Genomic DNA, 13213 nt, shown 5'->3' with positions numbered 1-13213 from the left:
CGAGGTGGTGCCCGGCTCGCCCGGCCCGACCCGCGAACTCGGCTCTCGACGACGCACCGGAGGCCACTTCAGTACGACATCGACACGTGGATCAAGACGGACACACCTGCGCCCGGCAGACACTTCGAAAGAGACCGGACAATGTGCGTCCGCCGGGGTTGCCAGAGGGTGGGAGCGCTCCTACAGTCCCGTCCCAACACTTCATTTGGGAGCGCTCCCACAGAGTATGCGGAAGCTCGCTCACCTTCCGTGCGCGAGTCACGGTTGCCTCTTCGAAGGGGGCGCCATGCGACCGTCACCGCGCCGCACGGTCCCGCGCCCGTACGCCGGGGCCGTACGCGCAACCGGCCGGGCGGCGTTCCACCCCGACCAGGCACGACCCCTCACAAGAGAGCGCAGGAGAATCATGGTTCAAAGCATGATCGGAAGCAGAAAACGACTGGTTTCCTTAGTGGCCGTGCTGGCGGCTCTGCTGGGTGGCCTCGGCCTGGCCCTGGTCGGCCAGGGCCAAGCGGAAGCGCACGGCGTGGCGATGATGCCCGGTTCGCGCACCTACCTCTGCTACGTGGACGGCCACACCAGCACGGGCGGGATGGACCCGTCGAACCCGGCGTGCCGGGCCGCGCTCGCCGAGAGCGGCGCCTCGGCGCTGTACAACTGGTTCGCGGTGCTCGACTCGAACGCGGGCGGACGCGGCGAGGGTTACGTGCCGGACGGAAAGCTGTGCAGCGCCGGCGACCGCTCCCCGTACAACTTCACCGGCTACAACGCCGCCCGGGACGACTGGCCGCGCACGCACCTCACCTCCGGCTCGACCATGACGGTCCGGTACAGCAACTGGGCGGCCCACCCAGGAGACTTCAGGGTGTACTTGTCCAAGCCGGGCTATTCACCCACCACCGCGCTGGGCTGGGACGACCTGGACCTGATCCAGACGGTCACCAACCCGTCGCAGACGGGTTCCCCGGGCACTGACGGCGGTTCGTACAACTGGGACCTGCAGCTGCCATCGGGCCGCTCGGGCAACGCGCTGCTGTTCATCCAGTGGGTACGGTCGGACAGCCAGGAGAACTTCTTCTCCTGCTCCGACATCGCCTTCGACGGTGGCAACGGCGAAGTGACCGGGATCGGGGGGTCCGGCACCACTCCCACGCCGACCCCCACACCTACTCCGACGGACCCGCACACCGGGGAGTGCATGGCGGTCTACACCGTGACCTCCGCCTGGAACGGCGGCTTCCAGGGCAGCGTGGAGGTCATGAACCACGGCACGGCTCCGCTCAGCGGCTGGGCCGCGGCGTGGAAACCGGGCGTCGGCACAGAGCTGAGCAGCGTCTGGAACGGTGCGCTGAGCACCGCCTCCGATGGCACGGTCACGGTCAAGAACCTTGACTACAACCGGACCATCGCCCCCGACGACAGCGTCAGCTTCGGCTTCACCGCCACCTCGACCGGAAACAACTTCCCGGCCGGCACGATCAGTTGCGTCGGCTGACATCTCCCGTAACACGGTGCCGTCGCCCGCAGTGCGCGCAGTCGGCACCGTGCTACGGCCGGCCCGCCAGTCGGTCGAGGGCCAGCGTGTGTGCCTGGCCGAGGGAGTCGGCAGCGGCGCAGGGGACGTCCGGCCGCACACCGACGCCCTCCCAGTTCGTACCGGAGACGGGGTTGATGGCGCGGCCGAAAGGAACGGTGGCCTCCAGGTGCGGGTGCACGGTCCAGCCCTGGCACGGGTGCGCGCCGCCCCGGGTGCTCTCGCCGACGACCACGGCGCGGCCGAGCTGCTGGAGGTCGTACGCCAGCTCCTCGGCCGCCGAGAAGGTGCTCTCGCCGGTCAGCACGTACAGCGGCTTCGTGCCGCCGAAGCGGGCGCCGGGAACGTGCGGAGGGCTCCAGGACTGCTCGCTGCGCTCGCCGCCGCGCCAGTACATGGTGTTGAGGTGCGTGCGCTCGTCCAGCAGGTAGCCGCAGACGAAGGCGACCGTGTCCGGGTCGCCGCCCCGGTTGCCGCGCAGGTCCACGATCAGCGCCTCGGCGCGGGAGACCAGGGTGAGGGCGGCGCTCAGCGGCTCCGCGGCCCACTCCAGCGGGAACAGCATCGGCGCCAGCTCCACCACGGCGACCCCTCCGTCGAGCAGCTGCACCCGGGGCGCGCCGCCCAGCGAGGTGTCGAAGTCCCGGCGGATGGACTCCAGGGTGGCCGCCCCCTCCTTCGGCGGCACCGGCTCCGCGTGGTGCTTCAGCCTCAGATGCCGGTCGCCGTTGACGGACTGGAGGTCCGCGGTGACCAGCCGGGCCAGCTCCTCGGCCTCCTCGACGTCGTAGGAGCCCTCGGACAGGCGCTGTTGGAGCAGTCCGGATATCTGTTCGGCCGCGTCGGGGAAGACGTAGCGCTCGGTCAGGAGCCGGACCGTCTGGTCGATGACGGGGGCGGGCTGGAGCTTCGTCGGTGTCGTCATGGCAGGGAGTACAGCATCCCACTTGCGAAAGCGTCAAAGACTTTAGACACTTTCGGTATGCGCGATCAGCCTTCCCACTCCCAGCCCCCCGAGGACGTCCTGGAGATCGGCGCGCCCGAGCAGTTCGCGGCGCTGGCCCACCCGTTGCGGCAGCGCCTGCTCTTCGCCCTGGGCCACCGGCCCGCCACCGTCAGCCGGCTCGCGGCGCAGCTCGACGCGAAGAAGGGCAACGTCGCCCACCACCTCAAGGTGCTCCGCGAAGCCGGGCTGATCCACGTCGCGCAGACCCGCCAGGTCCGCGGCGGCACCGAGCAGTACTACCAGCGCACGGCTCGCCACATGGTCGTCGCCGAACCGCAGGCCGCCGGCACCGCCGCGATGCTCGCCGCCGTCGCCCAGGAGCTGGACCGCGCCCCCGTCGAACCCCACCTGACCCTGCGCCACCTGCGCCTCAGCCCCGCGAGGGCGAAGCGACTCGGAGAGGCCCTCGCCGCGTTGGTCGACGACGCCGAGGAGGACGGGGAGCAGGACGGGGCGGAGAACGGGGCGGACAGCGGGGAGGTCAGGGAGGGCGGCGAGTTCAGGGAGGAACAGCCCGTGCACGGTGCGTTGGTGGTGCTCTACCAGCAGGCTCCGCCGACCGGGACCACCCGCACGTCCGCCTAGATGATCACGACGTGGGAGATCACGCCGCCTGCTGTCCCGTTCGGCCAACCGGTGCTCCAAGGCGCGGCCGAAGTAGTCCTTGTCGCCGATCAGCGTCCGCCCGGTCCGGGCGTCGGCCAGTTCCGGTTCGACGGCGAGCAGGTCGAGCAGGCCGAGCAGGCCGAGCAGGCCGAGCAGGCCGAGCAGGCCGAGCAGGCCGAGCAGGCCGAGCAGGCCGAGCAGGCCGAACAGGGGCGTCACACAAGGATGTCGAACTGCCCCCTGCCAGCCCCGCAGGCGATGATCCGGAACGGATCAGTATGCGGAGACCGATGGCTCGCGCGGACTCAGGCACCCACGGACCCGTCGACGCCTTCACGCAGAAAGTCCGCGTGCCCGTTGTGGCGGCCGTACTCCAGAAGCACGTGCACCATCACCATCCGCAGCGACACCTCCTCGCCCCATCGCGGCTGATACCCGGCCCGGTCCAGGGACTCGGCCTCCCGCTCGACACGCCGCGAGTTCTGCACCTCGGCGTCCCAGGCCAGGAACGCCTCGTCCCTGGTCGACGCGCTCGCGTCGTACGCCGCCTGAAAGTCGATCTTGTCGGACCAGACCATGGGCGCGTCGTTGTCCTCGAACACCCGCCGGAACCAAGCCCGCTCCACCTCCGCCATGTGCCGCACCAGACCGAGCAGCGAAAGCGTGGACGGCGGCATCGACTGCTGCCGCAGCTGCTCGTCGGTGAGCCCTTCGCACTTCATGGCGAGGGTTGCGCGGTGGTAGTCGAGAAAAGCCCGCAGCATGTCGCGTTCGCTGCCGAAACTGGGCGGTCCTATACGGCTGTCGCTGGTCATTGGCCGTGCTCCTCATCCGTGCCTGCGTTGAGGGCCAGTATCTGATCCCGTCGACTGCACCGTACGAAGGATCAAGGCCGAGGGTGCGCGGCGTCGGCTCTCAGCCGAGACTCACGGTGGGCTATTCCGTTCGGCAGCAAGCTGATTCGACGGCGACTTCCAGCGACCTTCCCATGACGTACGCAAGACCTGGCCCGACCTCACCGACGACCTCGGCGAGCGCGGTGTGAACCAGACGGTGGCCTTCCTGACCATCAGCACCCGGAGCGAGGAGCCGCTCACCCCGTCCCTTCGGGTGGACCTGTTCTGGCACGCCTTCGTGCAGCGCACCGTGCCCTACGTCGCCTTCTCCAGGTCCCTCGGCGTGGACTACATCCACCACGTCCCCGACGAGGACGAGAGCGGATCGGACCCCGAGGCCGGCCGCTCCGCCATGGCCCTGACCACGTCTGCCATCCGTGCGGCCGGGTTCACCGTCGACTCCGAGTTCTGGCCCAACGAGGGCGCGGCGGACTGCTCGCAGTGCCACGCTGGTTGCACCGACAGCCCCGTCGGCGGGAAATAGCTCCACCCAATCGGCCAGCCGCCCGGTTCCCCTCACCGGGCGGCTGCGCCCGCGAACGAGAACGGAAGCGAAGTGTCTGACACCCGTAGCGCCGCCTGGGATGAGTACGCGCAGACCAAGCCCCAGAGGCGCCCCACCAACGCCCTTGGTGAGTCCACGTGGTTCAACTGGACTCAGTACGCCGACCACGGCCCCGGGGCCGAGGTACTTGCCCTGGAGCCGGGTGGGACCGCGCTTGACCTCGGCTGTGGCGCAGGCGGGAACGCGGCGCACCTCGCCGGCCTCGGCATGCGGGCGGTGGGAATCGACCTCTCCTCCAAGCAGCTCGCGAAGGCGCGGGACCGATGGCCGGAAGTGGACGGGCTGGAGCTGCACCAGGGCGACGCGCTCACTTATCTGGGAGAGACCTATACGGTCTTCGATGCGATCTACAGCGTCTTCGGCGCGGGCTGGTTCTCGGATCCTGGCCTACTGCTGCCGATCATCCATGCGAACCTCAAGCCCGGCGGCGTGTTCGCCATGTCCCAGCGCCCCCCGATCGAGGGGTGCTACGGCTGCCAGGCGTCGTACATCCCTCGCGGGCCCGACGAAGACCCCGCTGTCGTCAAACGGTGGGACTACGAACCGGATCTCTGGGTGCTGATCCTCAAGGAGTACGGATACGTGGACGTATCGGCCTCCGTCATCGCTCCACCCCCGGGAACCCGACGCACGGGCACGCTGCTCGTGCGGGGGGCCCGAGGAGACTAGGAAGCCGGTTGCATCAGCCGGAAACCGAGGGAGTCCCCAGCGGCCACCCGGTCGGGGAAGCCGCCGGGAGCGGTGGTCGGAAGCGTTCCGGGCAACCGCAGACGATCCCCAGGGCGGCCGGGTCGGGATCGCTGCGCGCCTCAGCACGGAACAGCTCCATGAAGAGCGGTCACAACGGATGCGCACCGGCCTTCCAACCCTCTTCGTCGGCCAACACATACTCCTTCAGTGAGTTCATCGCTCACGGGCGGAAGCCTGTCGGCCCATCGACGTTGGCCGTCATACAGGGTCTCAGGCACGGCGGGACTCCTCCACGGCAGTGCGGGCGGCTGCCCTCATAGCAGCAAGCGGGTCAGCGTCTCCGGCGTCAGTTGCCCGCTCATGGCCGACAGGGCCGCGTCGAGCTGGGACCGGGGTCGCCAGAGGGCGCAGCCGGGAGCTTTCAACGCGGGCACCCTGTTGCGGAACACGGCCCGTGCGTAGGCCTCGGTCTGGAGGAGTCCGGGCAGTACCTGGTTGTCGTACCAGGAGAGGGCCAGCGCCGTCCGTTCCAGGTCCATGTACTGCTCGGCCCAGGCGGGTACGAGATCGACCTCCGGCATGTACTCCACCGCCGTGGCCAGCGCGCCCTTCGTCTCCAGCAGCTCGTCCGGCCGCTCCGCCAGGTCCGGGAGGAGCGAGCGGCGGCCCTGCTCAATGGAGGCGACCGTCTCCACCTGCACCCGCGCCGAATCCGCGAGTTGAGTTTGCGTCAGTCCGGTCGCGATGCGGAAACGTGCGAGCAGTTTGCCCACGAGCTTCATGGCCGACGCGTTCTTGCGCTGTCGATTCCTGAGGTGCATACGGCCCTCAATCCCACCCATGTCCGTGATCCACGCCACGCCGCACCCGTACAGAGAATCTGTACGGGTGCGGCCAGGCTCCTGGCTCGAAACTCGCAGCTCGGGAGTCGAGCTCCGGGCTCCAGGAGGGGTGGTTCACTCGTTCGAGCGTACGAAGGGGCGGGGCGGGCCCGGAGCTCGATGCTCGGGATTCGAACTCCGAGCCACGAGCCACGAGGTTCGAGCGCCTTCTTATAACCGGTGGGGAAAGAAGGGTGGTTGGGAAAACCTCCCGACCTCCCTGACCCGTCACGGACCGCAAGTATGACTAATGGTGACAGCTTGCGACGCTGTGTCGCGACTGTCTACGGTGCGAGAACGAAGTGACCCCGACGCGGTGTTCCAACACCGGCCGGGGTCTGACCTCAAGATCGAAAGCACCGATCCCGTGGCTGATCAGAATTTTAGTCCCGCCCTGTCCGCGTCCGCAGTGTCGCCCCCGTACCCGATGGCCCATCCCGGTTACGGCAAGCGAACCGCGCCGGACCAACGCCCGCCCCAAGCCGATGACTTCGCGCTGCTGCCCTTTCGCGAGCGGTATGTCGCCGGGTTCATCGAGCGGCTGCCCGAGGGCGCCGCGATGAGCGTGAAGTGCCTCGCCAAGCAGCTCCCGCTCTACGGCCAGCAGGCCGTCAGCTCCGCGCTGACCGCGCTGTCGGTCGCCGGGCACCTGCGGCGGGTGCGGTGCGCGGTCGGTGACGGCGACGAGGTGCGGTGGGTGTTCAGGACCTACTGGTCGCGGACCGCCCACGACAGCGAGTGGTGGGCGGCCCACCTCGCCCCCGCGCCGGTGCGGAAGCCCGATCCCGCCCCCGTACCCGATCCGGTGCGGGAGCCCGTACCCGTACCCGAGCCGGTGCGGAAGCCCGCCCCCGTACCCGAGCCGGTGCGGAAGCCCGTACCCGTTCCGGTGCGGGAAGCGCCGCCCGCGCCGGTACCGGAACCGCAGCCGGAGAGTCCCGCCTCCTCCCCCGCCTACCTCGCGCTGGCCGGCCTCGGGCTGGTCGACGCGCGCATCGCGCTCTCCGCCGCCGACTGCGCGGCCCTGGAAGCCCTGGCCGCGCGGTGGTTCGCACGCGGCGTGGACGCCGACTACCTGACCGGCGCGCTCACCGCGGGACTCCCCGCCCGGGTCGATTCACCGGTCGGGCTCGTCCGTCACCGCCTCACCGACAAGATCCCGCCCGCGCTCCCCACCGCCCCCACACCGCGACCCGCCGGGACCCCGGTCCAGCGCGTGATGATGGAGTGCACCGAGTGCGGCACCCCCGGCCGCCCCGAAGCCCTCCCGGACGGCCTCTGCCGACCCTGCCGTCAGGCCGTAACAGCTTCCGCCGCTCCGGCGTCCGCCCCGCCCGCCGACCGCGACGTCACCCAACTCGTCGCCGGTCTCCGCGACCTCCTCAAGGCGCCCTGAGTCCGTGCGGGCTGAGCCCGAAAATGAGGTCAACGGCCCTGCGGGCCGCCCCCGGCCGAGAGAGGAAGCGCGACCTCGAACGCTTTCTACGACGCCTGGCCGGCCCGTCGCGCGATGGGGAGTTCTCAGGGCCGGTCCAGGCCCCACGTCTGGAGGACGTAGGGCCTGCCCTTCTCCTCGCCCTCGATCAGCGGGACGTCGAGCAGGCTGAAGCCCGCCCGGGTGGCCACCCCGACGCTGGCGGCGTTCTCGGCCTCCAGCTCCAGGATCACCTGGTCCGCGCCCAGCTCCTCGAAGGCGTACCCGGCCATCAGGCGTACCGCCCGTGCGGCCAGGCCGTGGCCGCGGTGGGCGGGGCCGACGGCGTAGCCCAGCTCCGTGCCCTCGGGAGCGCGGCGCAGCATCACCTCGCCGAGCGGGGCGCCGCCGTCCACGGTGATCGCGAGCAGGATGGTCGAGCCCTCCTTCCGCAGGTGCCGGGCCTTGTCCAGGCGGGACCGGGCGGCCTTCTCGTCGAAGGGCGAGACGATCGGGGTCCAGTGCGCGACGTCGGCGTGGTCGAACAGATCCGGCATCGCGGCCAGGTCGGCCTCCGTCCAGTCGCGCAGGACGAGGCCCTCCCCCGTGAGCTCGATCCGGTCGGGGAAGGGTGACGTGGTGCTGCTCATGACGCGGGGCCTCCCTGGCCTGTCGGGACCGAGCAGGATATCCGGGCCCGTCCCTACCAGGCACCGTGACCGAGCATCCCGGCCCCCGCTACCAGGCACCGTGACCGAGCACCCCGCCCCCCGCTACCAGGCGCCGTGGTCGAGCATTCCCAGCACCAGGACGGCCGCCGCCGTGGCGAGGAACACGATGCCGCCCACGATGTTGCGGGAGCCCACCCGCAGGTGGGCGATGATCGCGCCGATGAAGTAGAGGATGAGGCCGACGGCGGCCAGGGTGCCCAGGACCGGGACGGCGAGTCCGGCCAGCAGCCCCACCGTGCCCGCCGCGAGCAGCGACCCCAGCACCGGCACCCACTTGCGGTCGATGCCCTTCATGTCCGCCTGGGTCTTGGGGTAGTCGTGTCCGATCAGATAGGTGACGGCGGCGGCACCGTTGAAGACCACGCCGAGGATGGTGAGGGTGAGGTATGCAGCGGACACGATTTCTCCGATTCAAGGGGTAGCGCGTTGCCCGGCGCTCCCTCGCGGGAGGCCGTTTCCCTGAACGACGAAACGGGTGGCCCCAGTTGTGACATCGCCGCCGGACGGGCGGTGCCGCGCCCCGATCAGCCCAGCGCGTCCTCGATCATCGCCGCCCACTGCGTCACCACTCGGCGGCGGCGGGCCGTGTCGTCGGTGAGGACGTTGGCCAGGCCCAGACCGCGTGCCATGTCCAGGAGCCCCTGGACCGTTTCGCGTACGCCGGGGCGGTGCTCGTCGGCGTGCAGGAGGCCGACGGCGATCCGGTGGGTCTCGCGGCCGACGCGGGCTTCCAGCTCGGTGACGCGCGGGCGGAGCTGCTCCTCGTTGGAGGCGGCGACCCAGAGCTGGAGGGCGGCGCGGAAGAGCGGCCCGGTGTAGAGGTCCACGAGGGCGGCGACGACTGCCGCGCGGTCCTGGTCGGGCAGGGCCCGCAGGGCGGCGGAGCGTTCCTCCGCCACGTACTCGACGGCCGCGGTGAACAGGTCCTCGCGGGTGGGGAAGTGGTGCTGGGCGGCGCCGCGCGAGACCCCGGCGCGTTCCGCGACGACCGAGACGGTGGAGCCCGCCCAACCGTGCTCGGCCAGGCAGGACACCGCGGCTTCCAGGAGCCGCATGCGGGTGGCCCGGCTGCGGTCCTGCTTGGGGCCGGGGCTCCTGCCCTGCGTCACCACACCCATGCGGGATCCCGTCGTTCGAGGAAGGCCGTCATCCCCTCGCGGGCCTCCTCGGAGGCGAAGAGGGCCGCGGAGCGGGCGATGAGGTCTTCCGCGTGCTGGTCGAAACTCTCCAGCACACTAGCCGCGACCAGCTCCTTCGATGCCCGCAGCCCCTGCGGTGCGGCCCGGCGCAGTCCGTCGAGTACGGGGGCCAGCGCCTCGTCCACGTCCTCGTCGGCGGCCAGCGTGATGAGGGAGATCCGGGCGGCCTCCGTGGCGTCGAAGCGTTCGCCGGTGAGGTAGTAACGGGCGGCGGCGCGCGGGTCGATGCGCGGCAGCAGGGGCATCGAGATGACGGCCGGGGCGAGGCCGAGACGGGATTCGGTGAGCGCGAAGGAGGCGGCGGGACCGGCCGCCGAGATGTCGCAGGCGCCGAGCAGCCCGAGCCCGCCCGCCCGGACGTGGCCGGTGACCCGGGCCACCACCGGTTTGGGCAGCGCGACGATCTGCCGCATCAGCGCGACGAAGGCCGCCGGGTCCGCGGGGGCGGTCAGGTCGGCGCCCGCGCAGAAGGTGTTGCCGGTGTGGGTGAGGACGACGGCCCGCACGGTGTCGTCGTCGGCACAGGCTCCCAGCGCCTCCGCCAGCTCCCCGACCAGCCCCGCGCTCAGAGCGTTGCGGTTGGCCGGGGAGTCCAGGGTGAGGGTGGCGATCCCCCGCTCGTGGGCGGGGGCGGCGAGCTGGCTCATCGGGTTGCCCTCCTTCTGCCGGGCCGCGGCGGACCGTCGGGTCGAGCGTGGCAGCAGGACGAAGAACAATCAAGCACGCTTGCATGATTTGGGTGGGAGGGGAGGGATCACCGACCCGTCAGCGCCCTCTCGACGAGCCGCCGCCCGGCGGCATCCTGCGCGTCCTGTGCCGGGTCGCCCATCCGCAGGGTGAAGGTCGCGCTGGTCGCGGCCCGTGCGCCGTCCGGTGTCACCCCGCTCTCGGAGACGATCCCGAGATGGGTACCGCCGTGGAACCAGATCCCGTCGCGGTTCCCGGCCACCGGCCGCCAGGCGATCCCCAGGCCGTAGCGGACGCCCGGTGCCGTGATCCAGTCGTCGGCCGCCACCGTCTCCTTCATCGCGGCGAGCTGGGCCGGACGCAGCAGCCGGCCGCTCATGAGCGCACGCAGGAAGACGCCGTGGTCGTGGGTGGTGCTGATGAGCGAGCCGTCCGCCCAGGCGACGGAGGCAATCGTCGTGTCGGTCGGCCGGTCCACGTCGGGGAACCAGGTGTACGCGGTGGCCGTGGGTGCCGGGACGTAGGGCGAGGTGCCCGGGGTGAACGTGTGGCCCAGGCCCAGTGGTCCGATGAGCCGGTCGTGGATCTCCTGTTCCCAGGAGTGGCCCGTCACCCGTTCGACGATCAGGCCGGCCAGCACGTAGTTGGTGTTGGAGTAGCCCCAGCGGGTCTCGCGTTCGGGGTGTCCGGCATCCGGCAGCCAGAGCGGGGGCCGGGTCAGGGCGGCCTTCAGCTGGTCCTCGGGGGCCGTGCTGCGGAAGCGCGAGCGGCGGTACCCGGCCGGGGTGAACGCGTCGGCCGAGTCGGGGGATACGGCGAGGTAGTCGTTCAGTCCACTGGTCTGGCGCAGCAGATTGGCGACCGTGATCCTGCGACCGTCGTTCCCGTTGCCCCGCACCGCGCCGGGCAGCCAGCGCTCGACCGTGTCGGTGAGCGAGAGCCGCCCTTCGCCGGCCAGTTGGAGGACGAGCACGGCCGTGAAGGTCTTGGTGTCGCTGCCGATCCGGTAGTAGGCGTCCCAGGGGACGGGGTGGAGCGGGCCGGACCCGTCGGCGCGGCCCGCACGGGCCGTCGTCCGGCCGCCGGCGGTCTGCACCTCGGCCAGCACACCGGTGGCGCCGGTGGCCAGGACCGCGTCCGCATCGCGCTGGAGGCGGGCGCGTGACCGGGTGGACCCGTGCGGTCCGGTGGACCCGTGCGGTACGGCGGCGGGGTGGGTGCGCGGGGCGGCGGCCGCGGCGGTGAGCAGGGTCGCGGCCGCGGTCGCCAGTCCTGTGCGTCGGCTGATCACCGGGCCTCCTCCGTACCCCGGCAGTTCAGGTCGGCGGCGGGGAGCGTGCCGTCCCGCAGGTAGCCGACGACGGCCCGGTCGGCGCAGGGCACCGGGGTGAGGCCGTCCAGCCCGAGCCCGAACACCCCGTGCGACCGGATGTCCGCCGTCACCAGGCGTGAGCCGGTCAGGCGGCTGTGCAGGGCCAGCGCCCCCTCGTACGGGACGTTGTTGTCGCGTCGCGCCTGGAGCATCAGCAGCGGGACATGGTTGCCGATCACCGTCGCGGGCTCGCGGGACGTGCTCGGCCAGAACGCGCAGGGCGCCACCATCCCGTTGACGAACGGGCCGAAGACGGGCTGGCTCACGCGGCTGCGTTCCATGTTCCGCCAGTACGTCTCCGGGTTCCCCGGCCAGCCCCCGGCGGGCCAGCCGCTGTCTCCGCACATGAAGAGCGCCCCGCCCACCATGCTGTCCGCCAGTTCGGGGGAGGTCAGCAGTTCCAGCATCGAGGCCAGTTCGGGTCCGGGCTCGACCGGCCGGCCCGCGGCGGCATCGACCAGGTCGTGCACGGTGGAGGCGAGCGCCGGGTCGAACTCCGTGTGCTGGATGAACTGCCGCAGCACGAGCCGCAGAGTCCCCGCGTCCAGGCGGACGCCGGAGACGGTGACCGGGCGCCGCTCGGCCCCGTCGAGCAGCGTCTGGACGCTCTCCCGGACGCGGGCGGGCGTCCGGCCGAGGTGGTAGGCCGCATCGTGCCCGGCGGCCCATCCGGCCCACTCGTCCAGTGACTCTTCGAGGGGCCGGCCCGCCCGCTGGAACAGCTCGTACTGGGAGGCGGTGGGGTCCGTGGACGAATCGAGGACGATCCGGCCGGCCCGGCGGGGGAACATCTGGGTGTAGACGGCGCCCAGGTCGGCGCCGTACGAGACGCCGTAGTACGAGAGCCTGGGCGCGCCCAGGGCCGCGCGGATCGCGTCCATGTCGCGGGCGACGTTCCGGGACGTGGCGTGCGGCAGGAGCCGGGCGTTGTCGCCGTGCTCCTGGCAGCGGCGTGCGGTGTCGCGGGCGTCGCGCACCGACCGTTCGAAGTCCGCACGGCGGGTCGTGGTGGGGCCGGGAGCGGGCGCCGGGGCCGCGGGATCGCAGGTGACGGGAGTGGACTCGCCCAGGAAGCGCGGGTCGAAGCCGATCAGGTCGTACCGGTCTGCCGCGTCCTTCAACGCGGGCCGCAGCCGCAATGTGTTGGCCAGGCCCGTGCCGCCGGGGCCGCCCGGATTGGACAGCAGGATGCCCCGGCGCTGCCCGCGCTTTCCCTTCGCGGCGATCCGTGAGACGGCGATCTCGATCGTCGGGCCTCCGGGGTCCGCGTAGTCGAGTGGCACGGTCACCCGGGTACAACGCGCGCCCGCGGCCCGCAGCTCCTCCTGCTGCGGTGAACAGGAGCCCCAGACGAGCGGGTGACGGGACGACCCGGCGGAGGCGGGTGGCGGACCGGGGGACGCCGACGCGGGCACCCCGCCCGCGAGTACGAGGGCCAGGGCGAGACCAGCGGTGACCGGACGGACGACGCGCATCGTGCTCCTCGGATCGGAGATGAGGTACGCGCACGACGCTAGGGGCCCGGGTGGCCCCGGAACACCGGGTCACCCGGTGGACCGAACCTGGGGAAAACCCCCTGACAGGGCTGTGGGAGCGGCGAGTTGCGGGGGAAGGCGGCCGTCCGGCGGCACC

General features: G+C 71.4%; 13 protein-coding genes and 1 pseudogene. 5 read left to right on the top strand and 9 right to left on the bottom strand.

Features of this window, described 5'->3' with window-relative positions; genetic code table 11:
• The first annotated feature begins 418 nt into the window (after positions 1 to 418).
• Positions 419 to 1495 carry a lytic polysaccharide monooxygenase gene (locus tag ACIP89_RS09400; protein ID WP_402114010.1) on the top strand — a complete coding sequence of 359 codons (1077 nt, stop codon included), beginning with the start codon at positions 419 to 421 and terminating at the stop codon, positions 1493 to 1495.
• 52 nt (positions 1496 to 1547) lie between these two features.
• Here ACIP89_RS09400 and ACIP89_RS09395 read toward each other — a convergent pair whose 3' ends face one another.
• Entirely contained in the window at positions 1548 to 2459 is a 912-nt protein-coding gene (locus tag ACIP89_RS09395) for a S41 family peptidase (RefSeq protein ID WP_402114008.1), read from the bottom strand.
• 57 nt (positions 2460 to 2516) lie between these two features.
• Between ACIP89_RS09395 and ACIP89_RS09390 the strand changes: the two genes are divergently transcribed.
• Positions 2517 to 3125: an ArsR/SmtB family transcription factor gene (locus tag ACIP89_RS09390; RefSeq protein WP_402114006.1), complete on the top strand. Its 609-nt coding sequence runs from the start codon at positions 2517 to 2519 to the stop codon at positions 3123 to 3125.
• Between the two features lie 326 nt (positions 3126 to 3451).
• On the opposite strand, the gene ACIP89_RS09385 is transcribed toward ACIP89_RS09390, so the two are convergent.
• Positions 3452 to 3961, bottom strand: coding sequence for a DinB family protein (locus ACIP89_RS09385; protein WP_401923059.1), 510 nt, complete (start codon positions 3959 to 3961; stop codon positions 3452 to 3454).
• 226 nt (positions 3962 to 4187) lie between these two features.
• Here ACIP89_RS09385 and ACIP89_RS09380 point away from each other — a divergent pair, with 226 nt between their 5' ends.
• Both ACIP89_RS09380 and ACIP89_RS09375 read left to right on the top strand, forming a co-directional pair.
• On the top strand, positions 4188 to 4526 hold the full coding sequence (locus ACIP89_RS09380) for a hypothetical protein (protein ID WP_402114003.1): 339 nt from the start codon (positions 4188 to 4190) through the stop codon (positions 4524 to 4526).
• A gap of 72 nt (positions 4527 to 4598) precedes the next feature.
• Entirely contained in the window at positions 4599 to 5276 is a 678-nt protein-coding gene (locus ACIP89_RS09375) for a class I SAM-dependent methyltransferase (protein ID WP_402114001.1), read from the top strand.
• A 449-nt stretch (positions 5277 to 5725) separates the two neighbouring features.
• On the opposite strand, the pseudogene ACIP89_RS09370 reads toward ACIP89_RS09375, so the two are convergent.
• Positions 5726 to 6079 (bottom strand): annotated as a pseudogene (locus tag ACIP89_RS09370) (Scr1 family TA system antitoxin-like transcriptional regulator); the annotation flags it as partial.
• Positions 6080 to 6545: 466 nt separating this feature from the next.
• Between ACIP89_RS09370 and ACIP89_RS09365 the strand changes: the two are divergent.
• Positions 6546 to 7574 (top strand): MarR family transcriptional regulator, encoded by a 1029-nt coding sequence (locus ACIP89_RS09365; RefSeq protein ID WP_402113999.1) that lies wholly within the window; start codon positions 6546 to 6548, stop codon positions 7572 to 7574.
• 125 nt (positions 7575 to 7699) lie between these two features.
• Here ACIP89_RS09365 and ACIP89_RS09360 read toward each other — a convergent pair whose 3' ends face one another.
• From ACIP89_RS09360 to ACIP89_RS09335, 6 genes are all read right to left on the bottom strand, one after another.
• On the bottom strand, positions 7700 to 8242 hold the full coding sequence (locus tag ACIP89_RS09360; RefSeq protein WP_401923047.1) for a GNAT family N-acetyltransferase: 543 nt from the start codon (positions 8240 to 8242) through the stop codon (positions 7700 to 7702).
• Positions 8243 to 8365: 123 nt separating this feature from the next.
• A complete protein-coding gene (locus ACIP89_RS09355) occupies positions 8366 to 8722 on the bottom strand; it encodes a DoxX family protein (RefSeq protein WP_401923044.1) in 357 nt (118 codons plus the stop codon).
• 125 nt (positions 8723 to 8847) lie between these two features.
• Complete coding sequence (locus ACIP89_RS09350; protein WP_401928783.1) at positions 8848 to 9441, bottom strand: TetR/AcrR family transcriptional regulator; 594 nt, start codon at positions 9439 to 9441, stop codon at positions 8848 to 8850.
• Positions 9429 to 10169: an enoyl-CoA hydratase family protein gene (locus tag ACIP89_RS09345; protein ID WP_402113996.1), complete on the bottom strand. Its 741-nt coding sequence runs from the start codon at positions 10167 to 10169 to the stop codon at positions 9429 to 9431. The genes ACIP89_RS09350 and ACIP89_RS09345 overlap by 13 nt, the downstream gene beginning before the upstream one ends.
• Positions 10170 to 10276: 107 nt before the next feature.
• Positions 10277 to 11500, bottom strand: a complete 1224-nt coding sequence (locus tag ACIP89_RS09340) for a serine hydrolase domain-containing protein (protein WP_402113995.1) — start codon at positions 11498 to 11500, stop codon at positions 10277 to 10279.
• Positions 11497 to 13056 (bottom strand): alpha/beta hydrolase, encoded by a 1560-nt coding sequence (locus ACIP89_RS09335; protein WP_402113992.1) that lies wholly within the window; start codon positions 13054 to 13056, stop codon positions 11497 to 11499. The genes ACIP89_RS09340 and ACIP89_RS09335 overlap by 4 nt, the downstream gene beginning before the upstream one ends.
• Between the last annotated feature and the right edge of the window lie 157 nt (positions 13057 to 13213).

This window comes from Streptomyces sp. NPDC088730, assembly GCF_044751215.1.
Lineage (GTDB): Bacteria > Actinomycetota > Actinomycetes > Streptomycetales > Streptomycetaceae > Streptomyces.
Note: the sequence above shows the minus strand (reverse complement) of the source record. Positions and strands in the feature narration are given on the sequence as shown.